Source organism: Caulobacter segnis (assembly GCF_023935105.1).
In the GTDB taxonomy this organism is placed as follows: domain Bacteria; phylum Pseudomonadota; class Alphaproteobacteria; order Caulobacterales; family Caulobacteraceae; genus Caulobacter; species Caulobacter segnis_B.
Genome location: NZ_CP096040.1, coordinates 3,289,633 through 3,314,221, shown reverse-complemented (window position 1 = coordinate 3,314,221; position 24,589 = coordinate 3,289,633). Strand labels below are relative to the sequence as shown.

The 24,589-nt window shown below is 68.4% G+C and carries 20 protein-coding genes and 1 tRNA gene; 15 read left to right on the top strand and 6 right to left on the bottom strand.

What is annotated here, in order from left to right:
* Positions 1-62: 62 nt before the first annotated feature.
* Positions 63-530: a peptidylprolyl isomerase gene (locus MZV50_RS15505; protein ID WP_252630159.1), complete on the top strand. Its 468-nt coding sequence runs from the start codon at positions 63-65 to the stop codon at positions 528-530.
* A 53-nt stretch (positions 531-583) separates the two neighbouring features.
* On the opposite strand, the gene MZV50_RS15500 is transcribed toward MZV50_RS15505, so the two are convergent.
* Positions 584-1,558, bottom strand: a complete 975-nt coding sequence (locus MZV50_RS15500) for an endonuclease/exonuclease/phosphatase family protein (protein ID WP_252630157.1) — start codon at positions 1,556-1,558, stop codon at positions 584-586.
* Between the two features lie 129 nt (positions 1,559-1,687).
* Between MZV50_RS15500 and queA the strand changes: the two genes are divergently transcribed.
* Together queA and tgt are read left to right on the top strand one after the other, a co-directional pair.
* Positions 1,688-2,785, top strand: a complete 1,098-nt coding sequence (gene queA / locus MZV50_RS15495; RefSeq protein WP_252630156.1) for a tRNA preQ1(34) S-adenosylmethionine ribosyltransferase-isomerase QueA — start codon at positions 1,688-1,690, stop codon at positions 2,783-2,785.
* 2 nt (positions 2,786-2,787) lie between these two features.
* Positions 2,788-3,906: a tRNA guanosine(34) transglycosylase Tgt gene (gene tgt, locus MZV50_RS15490; RefSeq protein ID WP_252630154.1), complete on the top strand. Its 1,119-nt coding sequence runs from the start codon at positions 2,788-2,790 to the stop codon at positions 3,904-3,906.
* Here tgt and MZV50_RS15485 read toward each other — a convergent pair.
* Entirely contained in the window at positions 3,903-4,616 is a 714-nt protein-coding gene (locus MZV50_RS15485; RefSeq protein ID WP_252630151.1) for a hypothetical protein, read from the bottom strand. The two genes, tgt and MZV50_RS15485, sit on opposite strands and share 4 nt — an antisense overlap.
* Before the next feature lie 127 nt (positions 4,617-4,743).
* On the opposite strand from MZV50_RS15485, the gene MZV50_RS15480 reads away from it, so the two are divergent.
* From MZV50_RS15480 to MZV50_RS15460, 5 genes are all read left to right on the top strand, one after another.
* Positions 4,744-4,818 (top strand) — tRNA-Lys (locus MZV50_RS15480).
* A 289-nt stretch (positions 4,819-5,107) separates the two neighbouring features.
* Positions 5,108-5,992 (top strand): sulfate ABC transporter permease subunit CysT, encoded by an 885-nt coding sequence (cysT, locus tag MZV50_RS15475; protein WP_252630150.1) that lies wholly within the window; start codon positions 5,108-5,110, stop codon positions 5,990-5,992.
* Positions 5,989-6,843, top strand: coding sequence for a sulfate ABC transporter permease subunit CysW (gene cysW / locus MZV50_RS15470; RefSeq protein WP_252635254.1), 855 nt, complete (start codon positions 5,989-5,991; stop codon positions 6,841-6,843). Before cysT ends, cysW begins: the two co-directional genes overlap by 4 nt.
* Positions 6,844-6,860: 17 nt before the next feature.
* Positions 6,861-7,880 carry a sulfate/molybdate ABC transporter ATP-binding protein gene (locus tag MZV50_RS15465; RefSeq protein ID WP_252630148.1) on the top strand — a complete coding sequence of 340 codons (1,020 nt, stop codon included), beginning with the start codon at positions 6,861-6,863 and terminating at the stop codon, positions 7,878-7,880.
* 81 nt (positions 7,881-7,961) lie between these two features.
* Positions 7,962-8,318, top strand: a complete 357-nt coding sequence (locus tag MZV50_RS15460; protein ID WP_252630147.1) for a PilZ domain-containing protein — start codon at positions 7,962-7,964, stop codon at positions 8,316-8,318.
* A gap of 4 nt (positions 8,319-8,322) precedes the next feature.
* Here MZV50_RS15460 and MZV50_RS15455 read toward each other — a convergent pair whose 3' ends face one another.
* The 3 genes from MZV50_RS15455 to MZV50_RS15445 are packed head-to-tail and all read right to left on the bottom strand — an operon-like array spanning position 8,323 to position 11,791.
* Entirely contained in the window at positions 8,323-9,306 is a 984-nt protein-coding gene (locus tag MZV50_RS15455) for a transglutaminase family protein (RefSeq protein ID WP_252630146.1), read from the bottom strand.
* 11 nt (positions 9,307-9,317) lie between these two features.
* Positions 9,318-10,265 carry an alpha-E domain-containing protein gene (locus MZV50_RS15450; protein ID WP_252630145.1) on the bottom strand — a complete coding sequence of 316 codons (948 nt, stop codon included), beginning with the start codon at positions 10,263-10,265 and terminating at the stop codon, positions 9,318-9,320.
* Positions 10,262-11,791 carry a circularly permuted type 2 ATP-grasp protein gene (locus MZV50_RS15445; RefSeq protein ID WP_252635253.1) on the bottom strand — a complete coding sequence of 510 codons (1,530 nt, stop codon included), beginning with the start codon at positions 11,789-11,791 and terminating at the stop codon, positions 10,262-10,264. Before MZV50_RS15445 ends, MZV50_RS15450 begins: the two co-directional genes overlap by 4 nt.
* 257 nt (positions 11,792-12,048) lie before the next feature.
* On the opposite strand from MZV50_RS15445, the gene MZV50_RS15440 reads away from it, so the two are divergent.
* The 7 genes from MZV50_RS15440 to MZV50_RS15410 all read left to right on the top strand — a co-directional run bounded on the left by MZV50_RS15440 (position 12,049) and on the right by MZV50_RS15410 (position 23,661).
* Positions 12,049-13,833: an autotransporter assembly complex protein TamA gene (locus MZV50_RS15440; protein ID WP_252630143.1), complete on the top strand. Its 1,785-nt coding sequence runs from the start codon at positions 12,049-12,051 to the stop codon at positions 13,831-13,833.
* Positions 13,834-13,856: 23 nt separating this feature from the next.
* A complete protein-coding gene (locus MZV50_RS15435) occupies positions 13,857-18,032 on the top strand; it encodes a translocation/assembly module TamB domain-containing protein (RefSeq protein ID WP_252635252.1) in 4,176 nt (1,391 codons plus the stop codon).
* Positions 18,033-18,132: 100 nt separating this feature from the next.
* Positions 18,133-19,377: a hydrolase gene (locus MZV50_RS15430; RefSeq protein ID WP_252630142.1), complete on the top strand. Its 1,245-nt coding sequence runs from the start codon at positions 18,133-18,135 to the stop codon at positions 19,375-19,377.
* Positions 19,378-20,382: an arginine N-succinyltransferase gene (locus tag MZV50_RS15425; RefSeq protein ID WP_252630141.1), complete on the top strand. Its 1,005-nt coding sequence runs from the start codon at positions 19,378-19,380 to the stop codon at positions 20,380-20,382.
* Positions 20,379-21,833, top strand: coding sequence for a succinylglutamate-semialdehyde dehydrogenase (astD, locus tag MZV50_RS15420; RefSeq protein ID WP_252630139.1), 1,455 nt, complete (start codon positions 20,379-20,381; stop codon positions 21,831-21,833). The genes MZV50_RS15425 and astD overlap by 4 nt, the downstream gene beginning before the upstream one ends.
* Positions 21,830-23,170: an N-succinylarginine dihydrolase gene (gene astB, locus MZV50_RS15415; protein ID WP_252630137.1), complete on the top strand. Its 1,341-nt coding sequence runs from the start codon at positions 21,830-21,832 to the stop codon at positions 23,168-23,170. The genes astD and astB overlap by 4 nt, the downstream gene beginning before the upstream one ends.
* Positions 23,167-23,661 (top strand): GNAT family N-acetyltransferase, encoded by a 495-nt coding sequence (locus MZV50_RS15410; RefSeq protein ID WP_252630136.1) that lies wholly within the window; start codon positions 23,167-23,169, stop codon positions 23,659-23,661. The genes astB and MZV50_RS15410 overlap by 4 nt, the downstream gene beginning before the upstream one ends.
* On the opposite strand, the gene MZV50_RS15405 is transcribed toward MZV50_RS15410, so the two are convergent.
* Positions 23,658-24,440, bottom strand: a complete 783-nt coding sequence (locus tag MZV50_RS15405; RefSeq protein WP_252630134.1) for a LytTR family DNA-binding domain-containing protein — start codon at positions 24,438-24,440, stop codon at positions 23,658-23,660. The two genes, MZV50_RS15410 and MZV50_RS15405, sit on opposite strands and share 4 nt — an antisense overlap.
* Positions 24,441-24,589: the final 149 nt, after the last annotated feature.

Sequence of the window (24,589 nt, the reverse complement as noted above, 5' to 3'; positions counted from 1 at the left end):
CACAGGACCGCGTGAACCGCGCTAGAAGCGCGTCACAACTCCTCGCCATCCAAGGGAAGACCATGTCGGCCGACCTCGAAAACACCCTGATCCTGACCCTCGAGACCGGTCCGGTCACGATCAAGCTGCGTCCCGACCTGGCGCCCGGCCACGTGGCCCGCATCAAGGAACTGGTGCGTGAGGGCTTCTATGACGGCGTCGTCTTCCACCGCGTGATTCCGGGCTTCATGGCCCAGGGCGGCGATCCGTCCGGCACCGGCCGTGGCGGTTCGGACAAGCCGGACCTGAAGGCCGAATTCAACGACGAGCCGCACGTGCGCGGTGTGGTCTCGATGGCCCGTACGCCGAATCCGGACTCGGCCAACAGCCAGTTCTTCATCGTGTTCGACGACGCCACCTTCCTGGACAAGCAGTACACGGTGTGGGGCCAGGTGACCGAGGGCATGGAAAACGTCGACGCCCTGCCCAAGGGCGAGCCGCCGCGCGAGCCGGGCAAGATCATCAGCGCCAAGATCGCCGCCGACGCCTAAGCGTCCGACCCAACGATCCAGCAGCGGCTCCGGACTTCCGTCCGGAGCCGTTTCTATTTTGCCGACCGTCTCAGGGTCACCATCACGGGGCGATGGTCTGAGCCGACCGCGGGCCCGCGCTCGACCTTGACCGCGCGCCACGCCTGACCAGTGTAGACGTGATCGATCGGAAGAAACGGGGCGGGCGCAGCGGCGACACGCGAGAACTGGCCGGAAGGCCATGAGGGCAGGGCCCGGGTCCAGCGGCGCAGGCCCATCGCCTTGTCCTGGCGTTTCAGGCTGAAGGACCAAGGCGTTGAATTGAAGTCGCCGGTGAGGATGAGGCTTCGGCGGTCTAGCGTTCCGACGCCCTGGACCAGTTTGCGCGACTGCGCCTGTTGAGGTCCCGCCGGGACGGGCCAAACGAAATGCACGCCCACGACGGTAAAGGCGCCGGCCGGATCCTCGATCTTGGCCCAAGAGCTCGGCAAGCCGGGACCGAAGTGGCCGCGCGCGACGATCATCCTGCGCGAAAAGATCCAAGGCTCGCAGCCACGGCCTTTCTCGCAGGACGCGTACGGATAGGCGGCTGTCAGACCCTTGATCAGTTCCAAGGATCCTCCGCCAGCCTCCTCGACAACCACGATGTCGGCGTTCTGGGCCAGCACCCATGCGAGGCTTTGCTTGGGCGTGGGGTTCTCATGCCAGGCGTTGAATTGGATGATCTTGAGATCGCCAGGCCGAGAGGCCTCGGGTTTGAAGCGCCAGGCCGAGGCCACCTCGGGCAGCATCAGCACCGCGCACGCTACGACGGCGGTTGCGCCCAGAGCCATCATGACCAAGCGCTCGGCGCCGCGGGCGAAAAGACCGCCAAGAAGGACGGCGCCGACGCCCATCGCGAGCCACAGCGGCGCCGCATGATTCACCGCGTCCAAGTGGTCGCTGAACAGGCCGCCAAGGCCAGCAATGGAGAAAGCGACCCCGACAAGCCCCATCATCAGGGCGGTGCCGCGTACCAGCAGACTCAGCAAATCAGCAATCAGGCGCATGCCCCGCCCTTAGCATGACGGCGCTACGATTGGGCGCAGCAGTTCCTCCATTCCGCCGCCCCAATGTCTCATGGCGAAAACCGCCTGTCTCTTGACCTTCGCGGCCCATCGTGCGCTTGAAGCCCGCCCATGCGCCTTTCCGACTTCGATTTCGACCTGCCCGAGGACCGCATCGCCCTGCGCCCCGCCGAGCCGCGCGACGCAGCGCGCTTGCTGGTGGTCCGGCCGGGCCAGACGCTCGCCGACCACGTGGTTCGCGAGCTGCCAGATATCCTGCGTCCCGGCGACGCTCTGGTCTTCAACGACACCCGTGTGATCCCCGCGCGCCTCTCGGGTCTGCGCGAGGGACGGACCACGGGCGGCGCAGACGGCACGCCGGTGGCCGTCGAGGCGACCTTGCACCGTCGCGTCTCACCCAGCCGCTGGAGCGCCTTCATGCGTCCGGGCAAGCGCTTGAAGGTCGGCGACCGCGTCGCGTTCGGGTCTCGCGACGATCGCGCGTGCGAGGGCGACCGTCTGGACGCCACGGTCGCCGAGAAACACGAGGGCGGCGAGATCGTGCTGGCCTTCGACCTTTCGGGGCCTGATCTGGACATCGGCGTCGCCCGTCATGGCGACATGCCGTTGCCGCCTTACATCGCCGCCAAGCGGGGCGAGGACGAACGCGACCGCGCCGACTACCAGACCGTCTACGCCCGCGAGGACGGTTCGGTGGCCGCTCCGACCGCCGGCCTGCATTTCACGCCCGATCTCCTCGAGCGGCTGAAGGAAAGGGGCGTCTCACTACATTTCGTGACCCTGCACGTGGGCGCGGGCACCTTCCTGCCGGTCAAGACCGACGAGGTCTCCGAGCACAGGATGCACGCCGAGTTCGGGGAGGTGACGAAGGACGTCGCCGACGCCCTCAACGCTGTCCGGGCGGCCGGCGGTCGCATCGTCTGCGTCGGCACCACCTCCCTGCGTCTGCTGGAGAGCGCCACGCGCGAGGACGGCGTGGTGAAACCATTCGCCGACGAGACGGCCATCTTCATCACGCCCGGCTACCGCTTCCGCGCCGCCGACGTGCTGATGACCAACTTCCACTTGCCCAAGTCGACCCTGTTCATGCTGGTCAGCGCCTTCGCCGGCCAAGCTACGATGCGCGAGGCCTACGCGCACGCCATCTCCACGGGTTATCGCTTCTATTCCTACGGCGACGGCAGCTTGCTGTTCAAGGACGAGACTTAGTCATGGCCGCGTTCCCCTTCGAGATCAAAGCCACGGAAGGCAAGGCGCGCACCGGCGTGCTGAAGACCCCGCGCGGTGATATCCGCACGCCAGCCTTCATGCCTGTGGGCACGGCCGCGACCGTCAAGGCCATGACCGTCGACCAGGTCAAGGACACCGGCGCCGACATCATCCTGGGCAACACCTATCACCTGATGCTGCGGCCCTCGGCCGAGCGGGTGGCGCGCCTGGGCGGGCTGCACAAGTTCATGCGCTGGGACAAGCCGATCCTGACCGACAGCGGCGGCTTCCAGGTCATGTCGCTGTCGGGCATCAGCAAGTTGACCGAGGAGGCCGTGACCTTCTCCAGCCACGTGGACGGCTCCAAACACGTCCTCACCCCCGAGCGCTCGATCGAGATCCAGGCCGATCTGCTGGGCAGCGACATCGTCATGCAGCTGGACGAGTGCGTCGCCTGGCCGGCCGAGGAGGCGAGGGCGCGCAAGGGGATGGAACTCTCCGCCCGCTGGGCCCAACGCTCCAAGGACGCGTTCGGCGCCCGCGACAGCCAAGTGCTGTTCGGCATCCAGCAGGGCTCGACCTTCGAAAACCTCCGCCGCGAGTCCTCCGACCGCCTGCGCGAGATCGGCTTCGACGGCTACGCCATCGGCGGCCTGGCGGTCGGCGAGGGGCATGAGGCGATGTGCGAAGTGCTGGACTACGCGCCGGGCCTGCTGCCCGAGGACCGTCCGCGTTACCTGATGGGCGTCGGCAAGCCGATCGATCTGGTGGAGGCCGTGGCGCGGGGCGTCGACATGTTCGATTGCGTGCTGCCGACCCGCTCGGGCCGCCACGGCCAGGCCTGGACCTGGGACGGGCCGATCAACCTGAAGAACGCCAAGTACGCCGAGGATGAGAGCCCGCTGGACTCGACCAGCGACTGCCCGGCCAGTCGCGACTATTCGAAGGCCTATCTTCGACACCTATTCAAGGCTGAGGAGATCCTGGGCCAGGTGCTGCTGTCCTGGCACAACATCGCCTTCTTCCAGGCGCTGACGGCGGCCATGCGCGCGGCGATCGCCGAGGGACGCTTCGAGCAGTTCCGGCGCGACTTCCGCGCCCGGCATCTTAGCGCGGGCTAGCCGCGCGGTCCCTGGGGCGCGGGCGCGAGTTCTTCCTTGTTGATCGGGAAGCGGGGTTTGCGCGGACCGTAGGGATCACGCGGCGGGGGCATGCCCGGATCGACCACCGGCGGCTCGGGCGGGGGCTTGTGCTGCGGCGTGGCTGGCGGATCGCACCCACGCGCCTCGCCGAGCCCCTTCAGATAGGCCCGTCGCACCGCGCCGGATGCGACGGCGCTCTGGACCAGGCGGTCGTGGCGCTCGGCCCCGGTAAGCTTGCGCACCCAGCCGCGCATCGGAATCATGTCCTGCGCCGCGCTGGCCACCGCGCCCAGGGCGGCGCCGCCGGCTGCCTTGCGCCCGCGATCCATCAAATCCTCGTTGTCGGCCGGCGGGACGCGGTCGATGTCCTCGCCCAAGGCCACGTCCAGTGGCCGGACCAGGGCGATCAGACTCTTGCAGTCCGCCTTGGCGGGCCGCTGGTAGGGATCGTCCATCGCCTCCAGCAGAACGCGCGGGATCTTGGTGCGGACGAGGTTCACGTCGCGCAACGGCGCCTGCATGGCCCCGGTGATTCCGTCCCGATTGGCTTCCGAGGTCGATTTGATGCGCCCTTCGTCATCCTGGGAGGGCGGCGCGCTGGCCTGGGGCGGCGGCTCCTGCTGGCGTGCGAAAGCCGTTCCGGCCAGGGTCGCGCCGCAAAGGGCCGTCAAAAGCAAGGTTCCACGCATGACTCACCCTAACCCGCTCACAGCTTTACCGTCATCCGTCGGAAAAACGGCGAAACCATGCTTGCGACGCACGAGCCCCCCGACTATGGTCCGCGCCGCTTCCACCGGCCCCCGCCGGATTGTTAGCGGGCCGGTAGCTCAGTGGTAGAGCATTCGACTTTTAATCGAATGGTCGTGGGTTCGAACCCCACCCGGCCTACCAAACCAAGCCTCTGATCTGTCAGAGGTTCCGCGGCGCGAGTTGCGCCGGATCCCTCAATTCTCTCGCTTTGGCTCCGCGCTTTGGGCGCTTGTTCGGGCCGTTCGCGTGGGCGAGGCGCCGCCAGTTTTTCTGTGGCACTGACCTGACTTTTCTCATTTGCCCGATGGGCCTTGTAGGGATTTAAGCGGCTCAGTTTCCTTGACGCCGCAGGGACCCTTATCCGGTCCGGCGCGTTCAACCTTTGCCTTGAGCTATGTGGCGAGCCCGGACCCTGGACGACGATCAGACGATGACCGCCGACACCGCCGCGCGCCGGTCGTCCGCCCCGAAGCGTCAGGGAACGGGCAAGCGGCCCCTTTTCCGTAGGCGCTCGGCGATTCCAGGCTTTGGCCTGACCATGGGCGTGACGCTGACCGTGCTGTCGCTGATCGTCCTGATCCCGCTCAGCGCCGTGGTCCTGAAGGCAGCCCACCAGTCTCCGGCCGAGTTCTGGGCCGTGGCGACCTCACAACGCTCTCTGGCCGCTTATCGCCTGAGCTTCGGCGCGGCGTTCGTGGCGGCCGTGATCAATGGCGTGTTCGGCGTGCTGACCGCCTGGGCCCTGGTCCGCTACGACTTTCCGGGCAAGACCGTGGTCAACGCCCTGGTCGACTTGCCGTTCGCCTTGCCCACCGCCGTGGCCGGCATCGCCCTGGCCACGCTCTACGCGCCCAACGGTTGGGTGGGGCAGTTCCTGACGCCCCTGGGCATCAAGGCCGCCTATAACCCGATCGGCGTGACCATCGCGCTGATCTTCATCGGCCTGCCTTTTGTTGTGCGCACCATCGAGCCCGTGCTGCGCGACGCCGCCGAGGACGTTGAGGAGGCCGCCGCCAGCCTGGGCGCCAACCGGATCGACACGATCCTTCGGATCGTTCTGCCCGCGCTGGCGCCTGCGTGGCTGACCGGCTTCGCCATGGCTTTCGCGCGTGGAGTCGGCGAGTACGGCTCGGTAATCTTCATCGCCGGCAACATGCCCTACAAGTCCGAGATCGCGCCGCTGCTGATCATCATCCAGCTTGAGCAGTTTGAATACGCCCGCGCCGCCACGATCGCCGTCGTGATGCTGGCCGTGTCGTTCACGATGTTGCTGATCATCAACGCCATCCAGGCCTGGGCGCGGAGGTTCGACTGATGGCCGCTGTCTCCCGCCGTCGCGCGACCGATGATCCGGCCTGGGCCAAGGCTCTTGTCATCGGCGTGGTCATGGCCTTCCTGGCCCTTGTCCTGATCCTGCCGCTGGCCGCCGTGTTCGCCGAGGCGCTGCGCAAGGGCCTGGGCGCGGCGCTGGAAGCGATCAACAACCCTGACGCTCTGGCGGCCGTGAAGCTGACCCTGATCACGGCGGCGATCTCGGTGCCGTTCAACGCCGCCTTCGGCCTGTGCGCCGCCTGGGCGATCGCCAAGCACGAGTTTCCCGGCAAGCCGCTGTTGATCACCCTGATCGACCTGCCGTTCTCGGTGTCGCCGGTCGTGGCGGGCCTGATCTATGTGCTGATCTTCGGCCTGCAGGGCTGGTTCGGCGAGTATTTGGTCGACAACGACATCAAGATCATCTTCGCCGTGCCCGGCATCGTGCTGGCGACCGTCTTCGTGACCTTCCCGTTCGTGGCCCGTGAGCTGATCCCGCTGATGCAGGAACAGGGGACCAGCGAGGAGGAGGCGGCCGTGTCGATGGGGGCGGGCGGGCTCTATACCTTCTGGCGAGTGACCGCGCCCAACGTGCGCTGGGGCCTGATGTACGGCGTTCTGTTGTGCAACGCCCGCGCCATGGGCGAGTTCGGCGCGGTGTCGGTGGTCAGCGGTCACATCCGCGGCCTGACCAACACCATGCCGCTGCACGTCGAGATCCTCTACAACGAGTACGACTTCGTCGGCGCCTTCGCCGTCGCGGCCCTGCTGTGCCTGCTGGCCGTAGTGACCCTGGTGCTGAAGACGGCGCTGGAAGTCGCTCAGCCCGGCATGCGCGGGCGCGGCGGACACTGAATGGACTTCACGAGCCTATGACCATCTCCATCCGCTCCGTCGAAAAGAAGTTCGGCCGCTATCCGGCGCTGAACAAGGTCGATCTCGAGATCGCCGACGGCGAACTGCTGGCCCTGCTGGGGCCGTCGGGCTCGGGCAAGACGACGCTGCTGCGCACGATCGCGGGCCTGGAATTTCCGGACGTCGGCCAGGTCCTGTTCGACGGCGAGGACGTGACCTTTGCTTCCGCCGCGGATCGCCGCGTGGGCTTCGTGTTCCAGCAATACGCGCTGTTCAAGCACATGACCGTGGCCAAGAACATCGCGTTCGGTCTGGACGTGCGAAAAGGCAAGGACAAGCCGTCCAAGGCCGAGATCGCCCAGCGGGTCGAGGACCTCCTCAAGCTGGTCGAGCTGGACGGTCTGGGCAAACGCTACCCGTCGCAGCTGTCGGGTGGCCAGCGCCAGCGCGTCGCTTTGTCACGCGCCTTGGCGGTGCAGCCCAGCGTGCTGTTGCTGGACGAGCCCTTCGGCGCCCTGGACGCGACGGTCCGCAAGTCGCTGCGCAAGGAGCTGCGCCGCGTGCATGACGCCACGGGGGTCACCACCATCTTCGTGACTCACGACCAGGAGGAGGCCCTGGAGCTGGCCGACCGCGTGGCGATCCTGAACAAGGGGCAGATCGAGCAGATCGGCACCCCCGATCAGGTCCACGACCAGCCCGAGACGGCCTTCGTCTGCGGTTTCGTCGGTGAAGCCAATTGCTTCGAGGGGCAGGTCGGCGGCGGCCAGTTCAACGCCGGCGTGCTGCGCCTGCCGGCCAGCGGGGTCCGCGACGGCTCGGCCACGGCCTATGTCCGGCCGCACGACTTCGTGCTGGACGAGGATGGTTTCGAGGTCCGCGTCGATCGGGCGCACGTCCAGGGGGCGCTGACCACGGTCAACGCCATCGCCAGCGATGGCCGTCCCATCGAGATCAGCGCCTCGCGCGCCGAGGCCGCCCGCTTCCAGGGAACGGTGAAGATCGCCGCTCGTAAGGCTCACGTTTACGCCGCCTAAGGAACTTTGCCGCTTAAGCTGATTTTGGACGGACTGCGCTAAAATCGCGGTCGTCCATACGGCGGGAGTTCTAAGGTTCGCATGCTCATGGTCGAGGCCTCAGGCGCGGAACGTCGCTCGCATCCCCGGATGCCGGCGGCGCGCAAGATCTACATCGTGGACGATCCGCGCTCGTGGAAATGTTCGCTGCTGGACGTCGCCGAAAAGGGCGCGCGCCTGTCGACGGCCGGCATCGCCGCGCCGCCGGACAAGTTCATCTTCGTCGACGCGGGCGGACGCCGGGTGCATCTGGCCCACGTCGTCTGGCGCTCGGACACCGAGGCGGGCGTGCAGTTCGTGGAAACCCAGCGCATCGGCCCGCGAGCCGGCGGCGCGGCCGGCGCCCTGGATATCGCCCGCCGCTTCGCCGCCACGCTGAAGCCGGAAGTCCTGCAGTAGTTTCCTACTGCTGCTGCTGCTGTTGTTGCTGCTGGTGCAGCTCCTGCTTCAGGGCTACGTCTGGACGCCGGCGGCCGCCGGCGAAGCTGGGACGGGCCATCCGCAGGAATTCCGGCTCCGCCACGGCCGCCCGGGCGCGGCGAACGGTGACGCCCACCGCCAACTGGCTTTCCGCGTCGCCCTTGTAGACCCCGCGTGAAGGGGTGACGTCCGCATAGTCGCGGCCCACGGCCACGGCCACGTGCCGCTCGCCGGCCATCATGTTGTTCGTCGGGTCCAGGCCAACCCAGCGCAGGCTGGGCAGGAACACCTCGACCCAGGCGTGGGTGGCGTCGGGGTCCGAGCGGTCGCCGGCGTCGCGATCGGTGAAAAGATAGCCCGAGACATAGCGCGCGGGGATGCCCCATTCGCGGCAAATGGCCAGCATGATGTGGGCGAAGTCCTGGCAGACCCCGCGCCCGACGCCCAGCGCCAGGTCGATCGGGCTGTCGGCGTCGGTGACGCCGGGCTGGTACTCGAAAGCACGGTAGATGGTCTCCGACAGCGTGCGGACCGCCGTCAGCGGGTCCTTGCGCTTCAACGCGTCCAGGTCGTGCTCGTTGATGAATGTCCGCAGCGCCTCGGTCGTCTGGACGAAGCCATGCGGACGCAGGAAGTCGAAACATTCGCCGCGGACGAACTCGCTACGCAGGCGGTCCCATTCGCCCATGTCGAGGTGGGCGGGGCGTTCGGCCGGCGGCTCGGTCTCGACCGCCGAACGGGCGATGATGGTCAGCTTGTCGTGCGGCTGGGGCACGTCGAAGTGATAGACCGCGTTGCCGAAGCTGTCGGCGTACGAGAACACCTGGGCGGCCGGTTCCAGGTCCAGCTCGAAGCTGACCAGGCGCTGGCGGGCGCTCTTCTGGGGCTGCATCCACAGCTCCATCAGGCTTTCCCGGACCGGGCGCTCGTAGTGGTACTGGGTGACGTGGCGGATCTCTAACAGCACGGGTGGGGGTCCTAGGCCGGAAGGCGTGTTTCGAGCGGATAGGCCACGAAGGTTTCATAGATCGCTTCGTGGATGCGGGCGCACTCGTTGACGACGGTGGTCAGCAGCGGTCCGGCGCCGACGGCTTCCAGTTCGTCGACGTCCGCAAACTGCAGGCGGGCTTTCAGGCGACCCGCCAGCCGTTCCGGACCGGCGCGTTCGCTGAAGAGGCCGCCGCGCGCCAGCGCCGACAGATGCTGTTCGATCTGGGCCGTGGTGAAACGGATCGAGCGCGGGAACTCTTCGTCGAAGACCAGGAACTCCAGGATATGCCGGGGTTCGATCTCCGCTGTATAGACCCGCAGGTACGGCTCCAGGGCGCAGGCCATGCGCAGCACGCCGACCAGGGCCACGTGGTCGGCGACCCTGCCGTGGGTGGGCGAGTCCGCGAAGCAGACTTCCAGGAGGCGCGAGACCAACTGGGCGCGCTCCATGTAGATGCCCAGCATCATGAACCGCCAGCTCTCACCGTGGCTCATGGTGGTGTCGGCAGCGCCCTTGAACAGGTGCAGGTCGGCGATGACGTCGTGCAGGAAGTTGGCCGAGCCGTCCGAAAATTCCTTGCCGGCCCTGGTGTCGGTGACCTTGAGGTAGAGCAGGTTCAGCCGTTCCCAGGTCTCGGTGGTGATCTGATCGCGCACCTGGCGGGCGTTCTCGCGGGCCCGGGCCAGGGAGGAGACGACCGAGTTGGGATCGCCGCGGTCCAGCACGAGCGCTTCGGCCGCTTCGAACGAACCGACGCCGGCCCCGTCGCCCGGCTCACCCACGGCGGCCATGGCGATCCACACCGCCTGGGTCCCGGAGTCCGTCTGGTCCAGGGTGGCGTTCAGCATCACGGACGACAGGCGCGAGAGGTGCTCGGCCCGCTCGATGTATCGGCCCAGCCAGTAGAGGCTGTCGGCGACGCGAGCCAACATCATGGGCGGGCGCTCCCGTTGCCGTTGGCGTGGCCATTGGCGTGACCGTTCTCCTCGGCCAGCACCCAGGTGTCCTTGGAGCCGCCGCCCTGGCTGGAATTGACGACCAGCGAACCGCGCTTCAGCGCCACGCGGGTCAGGGCGCCGGGCGTGACGATGGTTTTCTCACCCGACAGGATGAAGGGGCGCAGGTCGACGTGGCGCGGCTCGATGCGCCCATCGACGAGGCAAGGGGCGGTCGACAGCTGGATGGTCGGTTGCGCGATGTAGTTGTCGGGATCGGCCTGGATCGCCTCGCCGAAGGCGTCGCGTTCCTTCTGGCTGGCGTGCGGCCCCACCAGCATGCCGTAGCCGCCCGAGGCCCCGACCGCCTTGACCACGTACTTGTCGAGATTTCCCAGCACGTGCTGCAGCTGCCGGGGCTCGCGGCACAGGAAGGTCTCGATATTGGGCAGGATCGCATCCTCGCCCAGGTAGTAGCGGATGATGTCGGGAACGTAGGCGTAGACGGCCTTGTCGTCGGCGACGCCGGTGCCGGGCGCGTTGCAGATCACCACGTTGCCGGCCCGATAGGCGTTGAACAGCCCCGCGGCGCCCAGCGAGCTGTCGCGGCGGAAGGTGAGGGGGTCGATGAAGTCGTCGTCAACCCGGCGATAGATGACATCGATCCGGCGCAGACCCGTGGTGGTGCGCATGTAGACCATGTTCTCATGCACCACGAGGTCTCGGCCCTCGACCAGCGGTACGCCCATCAGGCGGGCCAGATAGGCGTGCTCGTAGTAGGCGCTGTTGTAGACGCCCGGCGTCAGCACCACGACCTGCGGCTCGTTGCGCCAATCGGCGGCCATACTCTTCAGCGTCGACAGCAGAAGGTCCGGATAACGCTCGACCGGCCGCACGCCCGCGGCGCGATAGGTGCCAGGGAAGGTCCGCTTGGCGGCGTCGCGATTGGCCAGCATGTACGAGACGCCGGACGGGACGCGCAGATTGTCCTCCAGCACCGCGAACTCGCCGTTCTGCTGGCGGATCAGGTCGCTGCCGCAGACATTGGCGTAGGCCTTGTGGGGCACGTAGAGGTGCTGCATCTCGCGGCGGTACGAAGGTGCGCCCAGCACCAGCTCGCGCGGCACCACGCCGTCCATCAGAATCTGCTGGTCGCCGTAGATGTCGGCCAGGAACAGGTTCAGCGCTTGCAGCCGCTGGGTCAGGCCCGCCTCGATCTTCGACCATTCGGTCGCCGGAATGATGCGTGGGAAGAGGTCGGTCGGGATGATCCGCTCGGTCGTGTTCTCGGCGCCGTACACGGTGAAGGTGATGCCCTGCAGCAGGAACGAGCGCTCCAGCGTGCGCTGGCGGCCGGCCAGTTCCTCCGCGCCCAGCGTCGACATGCGGGCGTGCAGCGGATCGTAATGCGTCCGGACTTCACCCTCGGGCGTGAACATCTCGTCGTAGGCGATACCCGGCAGGTACGCCGCCTCCGTCATCGGCAGGGTCGGTGCGTCCTCGAGGGTCTGGGTCTTCGCCGCCACGCTTTTGTCCACGTTTCTCTTCACTTTGGACGCGCCGCCGGGGGCCGCGCGCCGTCCTGACACTAGAACGTCGCGCAGGTCTCGCGCGGCGAATTCGACGTCCGCCGCGTGGATGCGCACGGCTGCTCATCATTTGGGCGCCATTCGCTCGCTTTGAGAAGCGCCACTCGTCGTCCATCGCTTGCATTTCGGGTCGTGACAGCGACGAAACCCCAGACTACAGCAGGGGCGGGGGCGCTTCGCGCGGGGAACGTGATTTGGTGCTTGGGCGGACTTCCCTGGCCTTGACGGCGGCGGCTTGGCTAGTGGCCTCCGTCGCGCGCGCCGACGAGCCTATGGCCCAGATTCAAGGCGTCGAAGACAAGGCCTTGCGCGAGGCGATCCAGCGCGCCCTGACCGAATCCAAGCATCCGGCCCAGAGCCGCGCCGAAGCTCGGCGACGCGCCCGCCAGGCGGGCGAGGACGCCATCGCGGTGCTGCGCGCCGAGGGCTACTACGCCTACACCGTCGAGCCGGACGTGCTGGATGGCGAGCCACCGCGCGCGGTGGTCAAGATCACGCCCGGCCCGGTCTTCGTCCTGGCCGATCCTCGCATTGACTGGTCGGGCGCTCCGCCCGACGAGGGCACGCGCCAGCGCGCCGCGGCGGCCATGCGCCTGACCCAAGGCGAACCCGGACGTTCGGCCGATGTGGTCGGGGCCGAGGGGCGGATCGTCGCCCAGGTCGCCAAGCTCGGCTATGCCGACGCCGCGGCAGAGCCGCGGGAGGTGATCGTCGACCATGCCGACCACACCGTCCGGCCGGCGTTCAAGATCGCGTCCGGCGAACTGGTCCATCTGGACGGCGTCGAGGTGATCACCAAGGGGCGCACCAGTCCGGCCTGGGTGTCGCACCTCGCGCCGTGGAAATCCGGCGATGTCTACGACCCGGAGGATGTCGCCGAGCTGGAGCGCCGCCTGCGCGACACCAGCGTCTACGATTCAATCTCGGTGTCCATGGCCGGGCCGGAGAAGGCCACGCCGGAAGGCCTGCGGCCGGTCGTCGTCACCCTGGCCGACCGCCGCGCGCGCACCATCGAAACCAGCGCCGGCTACTCCACCAGCGAGGGGGCTGGCGTCGACGTCCGCTGGAGCCGCTACAACCGGCTGAAGCGCGCCGACACCACGACCTATTCGCTGCGTTTCGCCAAGCTGGAGCAGAGCGTGGGCGCCGAGCTCTCGCTGCCCCATTGGCGACGGCCGCAGCAGACCCTGAAACTCTCCAGCTCGATCTTCCGCGAGGATACCGACGCCTACAACGAAACCGGCGCCTCGATCGGAGTCGACCTGACCAAGCGGCGGCAGACCACCGCCTATCGCACCTTCGGCGTGTCGCTGGATCTGTCACAGACCAAGGAGCAGGTCAGCAGCAACGGTCTGGTGGCCGGACGCCGGCTGAATCTGGCCACCTTCGCGGGCCTGGCCGCCTACGCCTGGGACTTCTCCGACAACATCCTGGATCCCAAGCGCGGCTGGCGCCTGGAAGCGCGGGGCGAGCCGACCTACGTCATCGGCGACACGACCTTGCCCTACCTGAAGCTGACGACCCAGGGCTCGGTCTATCTGCCGCTCGGCAAGGGGGCGAGCACGGTGCTGGCCAGCCGCGTCAAGCTGGGCGCGATCGTGGGCGGCAGCATTCCGGACGTGCCTGCGTCGCGGCGCTTCTACGCCGGCGGCGGCGGCTCAGTGCGCGGCTATGCCTATCAGGCCATCGGCCCGCGCCTCTCCGACAACACGCCCCAGGGCGGCGTCTCGCTGATCGAGACCTCGTTCGAACTGCGCCAGAAGGTCACCCAGCGCTGGAGCGGGGTGGCCTTCATCGACGCCGGCGCCATCGGCACCGACAAGACCCCTCGGCGCGAGGACTTCCGGGCGGGCGCTGGCTTTGGCATCCGCTACGACCTGGGCTTCGGGCCCATCCGCGCCGACATCGCCGCTCCGCTGGGCCGCCGCAAGGGCGATCCGGCGTTCCAGATCTATCTCAGCATCGGGCAAAGCTTTTGAGCGGGGAGCAGGACAAGCCTGACCTGACCGAGACGGTCGTCCACGCCGCCGAGGCGACGGGCGAGGCCGCGGTCAAGGCCGCTAAGAAGATCGGCTGGGGCGGCGCGCTGCTGATCGCCTCTGCGATCCTGGCCGCCATCCTGATCGTCATGGCCGGCGGCCTGCGCTACGCGCCGATCACGCCCCAAGGTCGCATGTTCCTGGAGGCCCGCGCTTCGGGCCTGAAGCTGGGTCGCATCGGCAAGCTGCACATCGAAGGCCTGTCGGGCGATATCTGGAAGGACTTTGGGGTCCGGCGCCTGACCATCACCGACGAGAAGGGGATCTGGCTGGAGGCGCACGACATCCGCGTCGCCTGGCGGGCCACCGAGCTGTTCGGCCGCCGCTTCCACGCCGAGCGGATCGACGCCCGCGACGTGATCGTGCTGCGCCGCCCGACCATGGCCCCCAAGGGGGCTAAGTCCAGCGCCGCGCCGGTGTCGGTCGATCTGGACGCCTTCAGGTTCCGTCTGATCACGCGGCCCGCGTTCAGTGGTCGTGACGGCGATTTCGACGTCGGCGGCGACTACGAGATGGCGCGCCTCGGCGGACAGAAGGGCACGCTGGTGGTCGCTTCGCGCCAGCATGTCGGCGACCATCTGAATCTCGACTTCGACCTGGGACGCTCCAAGACCTTGCGCTTGAACGCCGACGCCACTGAGGCCAACGGCGGCGCGATCGCCGGCGCGCTGGGCCTGCCCGCCGACCGGCCGTTCGACCTGAAGGCCAAGGCCGACGGCACGGTCAGCCGCGCGGCGTTCAACGTGCTGGCGCGTTCGGGCAACGCCACGCCGCTGCAGGCCGACGGCGCCTGGAACGAGCAAGGCGGCGCGGCGCGAGGGCGGCTGGATCTGGGCGCCTCGCGCTGGACCCAGCGTCTGGAGCGGATGTTCGGACCCGAGGCGAACTTCACGATCGACGGCAAGAAGGCCACCCAGGACGGCCTCTCGGCCCTGAACCTCGAGATCCAGGCCGAGAACTTGAGCCTGCGAGGTCACGGCCTGGCCGACCTGGCCAAGCGTCGCACCGGTCCGGATGGCATCGCCTTCACGGCCCGTATCGGCGCGCTGAAGCGGATCGTCACCGTCCCGCAAATGGGGCAGGGGTTGGCTGACGGCGTCTTTCGCCTGGAGGACGGCGGGTTCTCGGTCGAGGGGAACGCGGACGTCGCCGACCTGGAACTGCTGGGCTACCGCCTCAAGCGCGCCAAGGGGCCGGCGCTGGTTCGCTGGGCCAAGGGCGAACTGGAGATCAAGGCCCAGGCGACCACCTCGGGCGGCGGCGGCACGGGGCTTCTGGCGGTGCTCGGGGCCAGCCCCAAGGCGAGCTTCGAGGGCGCGCGCGTCAAGGGTGGCCGCTTCCTGATCAAGGCCGCCCGCATTGACGCGCCCAACCTGATCGTCACGGGCAAGGGCGAGCGCGGCGTGCTGGGCGGGCTGTCGTTCGACGGCGAGATGAAGGTCGCCAGCCTGGGGCCGGTGCGTCCGGGCGCCAAGGGCTCGGTGATCGCCAAGTGGACGGCGACCAGCTTCGCCAATCGTCCGTGGGGCTTCACGGTCGATGGCCGCGCCGCCAACTTCGCCACCGGCTACGCCGAGATCGATCGGCTGCTGGGCGGGACGCCGCGCCTGAACGGCAAGGCCAGTTGGAATGATGGGGTCCTGTCGGTCGCCGACGCCAGGTTGGACGGCGCGAACGCCAGCCTGCGCAGCACGGGCAAGATGATCGCCAAGGGGCTGGGCCTGGATTTCAAGCTGGACTGGACCGCGTCCGGCCCCTTCAGCGCCGGACCGGTCGAAGTCGCCGGCAAGGCGGCGGGCGATGGTCACGTGGGCGGGACGCTATCGGCGCCGAAGGCCGAGCTGAACGCCGATTTCGACAGCATCGACCTGCCCAATCTGCCGCTGACCAAGGCGCACCTGACGCTGACCTTCGCCCGCGGCCCCAACGCCACGGACGGCGTCGCGGCGCTGCAGGCCGACAGCACCTATGGTCCGGCGCGGGGGCGCACGGCGTTCCGCTTCTCGCCGGGCGGGATCGAACTCAGCGAACTGGACGTCGACGCCGGCGGGGCCAAGGCCAAGGGCGCGATGTCCTTGCGCGACGGCCTGCCGGCCACGGCGGACCTGACCGTCGCCATCGGCCCCGGCGCGTTCCTGCCGCAAGGCCAGGTGAAGGGCACAGCCAAGCTCGTCGACGCGCCCGGTGGTGGCTCGGCGACGGCGGCGCTGGATCTGACGGCCGAGGAAGTAGCGTTCGGAAGCTGGAAGGTGCGCTCGGCCAAGATCAAGGCCGATGGTCCGCTGTCTCGCCTGCCGTTGTCCATCGACGCGCGGGGCGACGCCCCCGGCGGACGCTGGCGCATCGGCGGAACAGGGCAGTTGGCCCAGAGCGGCAAGATCTACGATCTGAGCCTGGACGCCGCCGGCCGCCTGGGTCGGACAGAAATCAAGACCCGGGAGACGGCCAAGGTTCGCTTCGGCGACGGCCCGACCCAGGCCCGCCTGCGCCTGGGCATCGACAAGGGGCGCGCCGACATCGACGCCGATCTCGGCGGGGCGACGGCCATGCTCAAGGCCGAACTGACGGGTGTGGCCATCACCGCCTTCAACCCCGACCTAGACGGCGACATCGACGGATCCTTCAACCTGCGGGGGCAGGGCGAGACCCTCACCGGCGATTTCGACATGCGCATGGCCAACGCCCGGGAGCGCGGGGCCAAGGTCGAACAGTCCCTGAACGCCAAGATCCACGGCGACCTGACCGACAACCGTCTGACCATCGTCGCCGACGGCGATAACAGCCAGGGCCTGAAGGCCGAGGCCAATCTGGTGTTGCCGGTCGAAGCCTCGGCCCGGCCGTTGCGCTTGGTCGTCGACAAGAAACGCGGCGTGCAGGGGCGCTTCTCCGCTCAGGGCGAGATCAAGCCGCTTTGGAACCTGCTGATGGGGGCCGACCGCTCGCTATCGGGCCGGATCAATCTGCAGGCTAGCTTGGGCGGCACCCTGGCGGATCCCCGCCTGATCGGTTCGGCGACGCTGGACGATGGCGGCTTCGAGGACGGTCAGACGGGTTTGCGCCTCAAGAACGTAACCCTGCGCTCGGCCATGGCCGACAACGCCATCGACGTCAGCCAGGCCATTGGCGAGGACGGGCAGGGAGGCTCGATCTCGGGCGCGGGGCGGATCAGCCTGGCCCGCGACGGGGTCGGCAGCTTCAAGCTGGACCTGAAGGGCTTCCGCCTGATCGACAACGACCTGGCCTCGGCCGTCGCCACGGGTTCGGCGACAGTCAACCGTTCGGCGGACGGCAAGATCAAGCTGGCGGGGGCGTTGACCATCGATCGCGCCGACGTCTCCGCCCAGAGCAAGACGCCCGCCGGCGTCGTGGCCATGGACGTGATCGAGCGAAATCGCCCGCAGGATCTGGACCAGGGCTTGCAGCGCCGCGCGACGACCGGCGGCATGATCCTGGACCTGGACCTGAAGGCGCCGCGCCGGGTGTTCGTGCGGGGCAGAGGCCTCGACGTCGAGCTGTCGCTGAACGCCCATGTCGGCGGCACCTCGCTGGCGCCCGCCCTGAGCGGCGTGGCCCGCGTGGTGCGCGGCGAGTACGACTTCGCCGGCAAGCGGTTCGAGTTCGATGACGAGGGCACGGTCTATCTGTCCAGTCAGCTGGACCGTATCCGTCTGGACCTGTCGGCGACCCGCCAGGACACCTCGCTGACGGCAGTGGTCAAGATCCAGGGCACCGCCGCCAAACCGGAGATCACCCTGACCTCCAAGCCTGAATTGCCCAGCGATGAAGTGCTGAGCCAGGTGCTGTTCGGGTCATCGGCGGCGCAGCTGTCGCCGATCGAAGCGGCCCAGCTAGCGTCGGCTCTTGCGTCATTGGCCGGCGGTGGCGGTTTCGATGTGATCGGCAACCTGCGCAGCTTCGCGCGGCTGGACCGCCTGGCCTTCGCCGAGAGCGCCACGGGCATGACGGTCTCGGGCGGCAAGTACGTGACCGACGACGTCTATCTCGAGATCATCGGCGGCGGCCGTGAAGGGCCGGCCGCTCAGGTCGAGTGGCGGATTCGCCGGACTCTCTCCCTGGTTTCCAGGATCGGCGGCCAGAATGACGCGAAGCTTTCCGTTCGCTGGAGAAAGGACTACTAAAGGGCAAGGCTGTTGCGCGGGACAGCGGTTACCTCGTCAGAGGTAAGCACGATTTGCCCGCGGCCCTTGGTTATCGTGACTGAGGGAGGACCGGCTTTTCATGCGTCTCAATTCAGAAGACCGCGCGGTTCTAGATCACATCGCGCGCGATGGCGGCCAGATCGTCGACCGTGCCGTGGACTGGTGCGCGATAAACTCCGGCAGTCGTCACCTGGCGGGGTTGGAACGCCAAAGGCAGATCCTGCTCGACGCCGCCGCGCGCCTGCCGGCCGCGCCGATCGATGTGCCGCTGTCGCCGTCGCGAGAGGTCGCCGCCGACGGTCGCGAGACCGAGTTCCAGCATCCTCCGTCCTTGGCCGTGGTCGTGCGACCCGAGGCCGCGGTCCAGGTCGTGCTGACCGGCCACTACGACACGGTCTATCCCGAGGGAAGTCCGTTCCAGGTCGTCCGCACCCGTCCCGACGGCGCGCTGCACGGTCCGGGCATCGCCGACATGAAGGGCGGCATCTCGGTCATGTTGGCGGCGCTGGAAGCATTCGAACGCCATCCCCACGCCGCCAATGTCGGCTATCGCGTCCTGCTGTCGCCCGACGAGGAGATCGGCTCGATCGCCTCGGGCCCGGTTCTCGCCGATTTCGCGCGGCGCGGGCACGTGGGCCTGACCTACGAGCCGGCCCTGGCCGATGGAGCTTTAGCCTCGGCGCGCAAGGGCTCGGGCAACTACCACATGGTCATTCATGGTCGTGCGGCCCACGCCGGTCGCGACTTCGCCGCTGGCCGCAACGCCGTGATCGGCGCGGCGCGCGTGGCCGAGAAACTGCACGGCCTGAACGGCCAGCGCGATGGCGTCACCGTCAATGTCGCCCGGATCGACGGAGGCGCGCCGCTGAACATGGTGCCCGACGTGGCGGTGGTCCGCTTCAACGTCCGCTTCCCGGAGGCGCAAGCCGCCGCCTGGTTCGAGGCCGAGGTCGCCCGCATCGTCGGCGAGATCGGCGATGACCTGCACGCTCACCTGCACGGCCTGATCACCCGTGGCGCCAAGCCGTTCAACGCGGCCCAGCAGCGGTTGTTCGGCGCGGTCAAGGATGTCGGCGCCCTGCTGGGCCAGGACATCGCCTGGAAGCCCTCCGGTGGGGTCTGCGAGGGCAACAACCTGTTCGCCTCGGGGCTGCCGAATGTCGACACCCTGGGGGTGCGCGGCGGCGACATCCATAGCGAGGCCGAGCATGCCTTCCCCGAAAGCTTCGTCGAGCGTGCTCAGCTCTCGGCCCTGATCCTGATGAAACTGGCCAGCGGCGAGATCGACGCCCGCGCCATTCATAGCGCGATGGAGACCCTCTGAATGCTCGTCGTCCGTCCCGCCGGCCCCGCCGACTTCGACGCCCTGATGGAGCTGGCCGTGCTGTCCGGGCGCGGCTTCACCAGCCTGCCCGAGGACGAGCCGACCCTGCGCGCCCGGCTGGCACTGTCGGAAGCTAGTTTCCAGGCCGGCGTGGCCCCGCCCGAGGCGTGGTACACTCTGATGCTGGAGGACCTGGAGGCCAGCGACGTGATCGGCGTCGCCGGCGTCAAGGCGGGCGTGGGCCTGAAGAGGCCGCACTTCTCGTTCCGGGTCGTCACCCTGGCCCAGTCGTCGCCGACCCTGGAAAAGCGCTTCGATCACCGGGCGCTGGTGCTGGTCAACGAGTGCGCCGGCTGGTCGGAGGTGGGATCGCTGTTCCTGCGGCCCGAGCGGCGCAAGGGCGGGGCGGGCCGCCTGCTGGCCCAGTCGCGCTACATGCTGATCGGCCTGGAGCCCCAGCGCTTCGCCGAGATGGTGCTGGCCGAGCTGCGCGGCTGGTTCGACGAGGACGGCGGCTGCCCGTTCTGGGACCACGTCGCCAGCAAGTTCTTCCGCCTCGAATTCGACGAGGCCGACATGATGAGCGCCTCGACCGACGGCCAGTTCATCCTCGACCTCGCGCCTCGCCATCCGATCTACGCCGAACTGCTGCCTAAGGAGGCGCGCGATGTGCTGGGGCGCGTTCACCGAGAGGGCGAGGCGGCGCGGGCCATGCTGGAGTCCGAGGGCTTCCGCTACGAGGGTCTGATCGACATCTTCGACGCCGGGCCGACCGTTGCGGCGCGTCGCGACGACATCAAGACCGTGCGCGACGCCCGGCGTCTGCGCGTGAAGATCGGCGAGGACGCCTTCGGTGAGGAGGCTTTGGTCTCCACGGGGGCCGTGGCCGGGTTCAGGGCCGTGCGCGCGCCGGTGCTGATCGATGGCGAGAACGCGATCCTGGGCCGAGAGGCGGCCCAGGCTCTGGGCGCCCACGAGGGCGACATGGTGCGGGTGAAGGCATGAGCGGCGGACTGTTCATCGATGGCAAGTGGCGTTCGGGGCAGGGCGCAGAACTCGTGTCGACCGATCCGGCGACGGGCGCGATCGTCTGGCGCGAGGCCACGGCCAGCGAGACCGACGTCGCCGAGGCCGTGGCGGCGGCGCACCGGGCCTTTCCGGCCTGGGCCGACCAGCCGCGCGAGGAGCGGATCGCCATCCTGCGCCGCTACAGGGAGATCCTGGTCGAGCGCACGGCGGCGTTTGCCGAGGCCCTAAGCCGCGAAACCGGCAAGGTGCTGTGGGAGACCAAGGCCGAACTGGGCTCGATGGCCGGCAAGGTCGACCTGTCGATCAAGGCCTATGACGAGCGCACCGGCGTCACCGAGACCACCATGCCGTTCGGCCGCGCCGTGCTGCGCCACCGGGCGCATGGCGTCATGGCGGTGCTGGGGCCATTCAATTTCCCCGGCCATTTGCCCAACGGCCACATCGTGCCGGCGCTGCTGGCCGGCGATACGGTCGTCTTCAAGCCCTCGGAGGAAACACCCCTGGCCGGCCAGCTGATGGTCGAGGCCCTGGAGGCGGCGGGCGTTCCGGCGGGCGTCGTCAACCTGGTCCAGGGCGGTCGCGAGACCGGCCAGGCCCTGATCAACCAGACGATCGACGGCCTGCTCTTCACCGGCTCGGCCGCGGCCGGGACCTTCTTCCGCCGCCACTTCGCCGATCGGCCCGACGTGATCCTGGCCCTGGAGCTGGGCGGCAACAACCCGCTGGTGGTCTGGGATGCCGACGACGCCGAGGCCGTGGCGGCCCTGGTCGTTCAGTCGGCCTTCATCACCACCGGCCAGCGCTGCTCGTGCGCTCGCCGGCTGATCCTGCCGGACGACGCCTTTGGCAAGGCCGTGATCGAGGCGACCGCCAGCCTGGCCGGACGCCTGTCGATCGGACCGTGGAACGGGGACAGAGAAGCCTTCATGGGCCCGCTGATCTCAGCCCGCGCCGCCCAGGCCGCTCGCGCCGTGGCCGACACCATGGGCGGCGATCGCATCCGCGCGCTCGGTCAGGTCGAAGGCTTGAGCGAGGCCTTCGTGGCCCCCGGCCTGGTCGACGTCACCGGCGTCGACACGCCTGACGAGGAGCTGTTCGCCCCTTGGCTGCAGGTGCGTCGCGTCGCCAGTTTCGACGACGCGCTAAAAGCCGCCAACGCGACGCGCTATGGCTTGTCGGCGGGGCTTATCTCAAGCGAGTCAAGGTGTTGGGATCAGTTCCTGAACCGCATTCGCGCGGGTGTCGTCAACTGGAACCGGCCCACCACCGGCGCGGCCGGCTCCATGCCGTTCGGCGGGCTTGGAGCCTCGGGAAACCATCGGCCCAGCGCCTACTACGCCGCCGACTACTGCGCCTATCCGGTCGCCAGTTTCGAGGCCGAGGCGGTGCTGGATACGTCCAAGGACATCAAGGGGCTGCGGGCGTGAGCTCGGCCCGCGAAGCCAATTGCGACGGCCTGGTTGGACCGACCCATAGTTACGTTGGCCTCTCGCCGGGTAACCTTGCCAGCACCCTGAACGCCGGCGAGGTCTCGAACCCGCGCGGCGCGGCGCTGGAGGGACTCTCCAAGATGCGTCGGCTGTCGGATCTGGGGGTGCCGCAGTTCGTGCTGCCGCCACATGAGCGTCCGGCGGTAGGTCTCTTGAAGTCGCTGGGTTTTTCGGGCTCGGACGACGTCGTGCTCGAGGCCGCCTGGAAGAGCGCTCCGGCCCTGGCCGCCGCCGCGTGCTCGGCCTCGCCGATGTGGGCCGCCAACGCCGCCACGGTGACGCCCAGCGCCGATACGGCCGACGGCCGCGTCCACTTCACGCCGGCCAACCTGCTGACCAACCTGCACCGCAGCCTGGAAGGCCCGCAGACGACCCGGGCGCTGCGCCGCCTGTTTCCCGACGAGCGCCGCTTCGCCGTCCACGATCCGTTGCCCGCCCAGCCACACTTCGCCGACGAGGGCGCGGCCAACCACGTCCGGCTGTGCGCCGACCATGGCGCGCCGGGCGTCAACCTGTTCGTCTGGGGGCGGGAAGCTTGGGAGCGCTGGGACGGCAAGTTCCCGGCCCGTCAGACCCGCGAGGCCTTCGAGGCCATCCAGCGTCGCCACGGCGCGGCCCGGGCGATCTTCCCCCAGCAGGGCAAGGCGGCTATCGAGGGCGGCGCGTTCCACAACGACGTGGTCTGCGTTGGCACGCGTGAGTGCCTGTTCTTCCACGAGCGCGCCTTCGAGGATCGCGCCCTCATGGAGCGCCAGGTCCGGGCCGCCGCCGGGGACCTGTTCGAGCCGGCCTTTGTCGAGGTCATGGAAGCCGACCTGCCGATAGCCGATCTGGTGGCCAGCTACCTGTTCAACTCGCAGCTCCTCGTGATCCCGGGTGAGGACCGTCTGGTGCTGTTGGCGCCTGCCGAGACGCGCGACAACCCGCGCGCCTTCGCGGTCGCCGAGCGGCTGGCCAGCGCCAATGGTCCGATCGGCCGGGTGGAGTATATCGACGTCCGCCAGAGCATGAGGAATGGCGGCGGTCCGGCCTGCCTGCGTCTGCGCGTGGTGCTGACCGACGCCGAACTGGAGGCGGCCAATCCAGCCCAGCGCTTCACGCCGGGTCTGCATACGACCTTGGCCGACTGGGTGACCCGCCGCTATCGCGACAGCCTGGCGCCAGCGGACCTCGCCGATCCGCTGCTGCTGACCGAGAGCCGCGAGGCGCTGGACGAACTGAGCCAGATCCTCGACCTGGGCGGCGACTTCTATCCGTTCCAGAGGGACGGATGACGTTCGAGATCCGTCCCGCCACCGGCGCCGACCGCGACGGCGTCGTCGTCCTGCACAAGGCCGCCGCCGTCACGCCCGGCGCCTTGGCCCGCGCGCCCGAGGAGGTGACGCTGGCCTACGGCGACTATGCGATCGCCAGCGACATTTGCCTGGTCGCGGTGGAGGCTGACGCAACCGTCGTCGGGGAAATCCACGCCAGCCGCGAGACCGTGGCGTTGTTCGCTCATGTGCTGGGCGGGCTGACCGTGGCGGTTCATCCGGAGCGGCAGGGACGGGGGATCGGCTCGAAACTGTTCAAGGCTCTGATCGCTTGGGCGCGGACGCAGGACCCGGCGATCCTACGAATCGAGCTGGCGGCGGGCGCGGGTAATCCCGGCGCGATCCGCCTCTACGAGCGGCTGGGCTTCAAGCACGAGGGGAGGCAGGTCGCGCGCGGCCGCCTTCCGGACGGTCGCTTCGAGGACGACATCCTGATGGGAATGCTGCTTTAGCCGCGGAGCGCGCTCAACGCTTCGGGAAAACGCCGCGACAGCGGGACCTCCAGAGCGCCCAGTTCGATCGCGTAGTCGCCCGAGCCTTCAGGCTTCAGGCCCGTGACGCGGGCCTTGTTGACGAGCCAGGACTTATGCGTGCGCACGAAGCCGTGGGCGACGAGGTCGTCCTGCACGGCGCTCAGCGACGAGCGCATCAAGGGCCGCCGGGTGTCCGCCAGCACGAACTCGACATAGTTGCCGGCCGAGCGGACGGCCAGGATGTCGACGACGGGGATCCGGATCAGTCGCGCGCCGTCCTGGATGTCGAAGGTGGCGGGCGGGGCGGGGACGTAAGGCTCGAGTGGCTTCTGGGCGCTGCGGCGCAAGGCCAGCCAGTAGATGATCGTGGCGAGGCCGTACGACATCATGTCCTTGCGGAACTCGTACGGAAACTCGGTCGACAGCGGCCCGAAGTCATAGCCCTCGTGCAGGATCACGGCGTGCCCGATCTTGCGCAGGACCACGAAGCCCGAGACGTGCAACACCGAGTAGACGAACACCGCGACCAGGTGCGCCGGGACGGCCATCCACCAACGCGGTTGTCGGCGCACCATCCACAACGCCATGACGGCCGGGATGGCGAAGATGAACAGGGTAATCAGCGCGCTACTGCTTTCCCAGATCGCCGGCCGGATCACGCCCAGCCGAGGCGCGTCGTGCTGGATGGTCAGGACGTTGACCACCGAGATCGCGGCGATCAGGCTGGCCCCGAGGATCCAGGCGCGTGTCAGCCACAAGCGCTCTTCGCCAGTCATCCCGAAAAAGCCGCCGCTGGTCCCTGAAGCTTTTCCGGTCATCCCGGGCAGCGACCGCTGGTCCCCCGAGACTTGGCCGCTTGGGGGATGATTGGGCAGGTCCTTGGCATCGTTTTTCACGCCGGACGCCC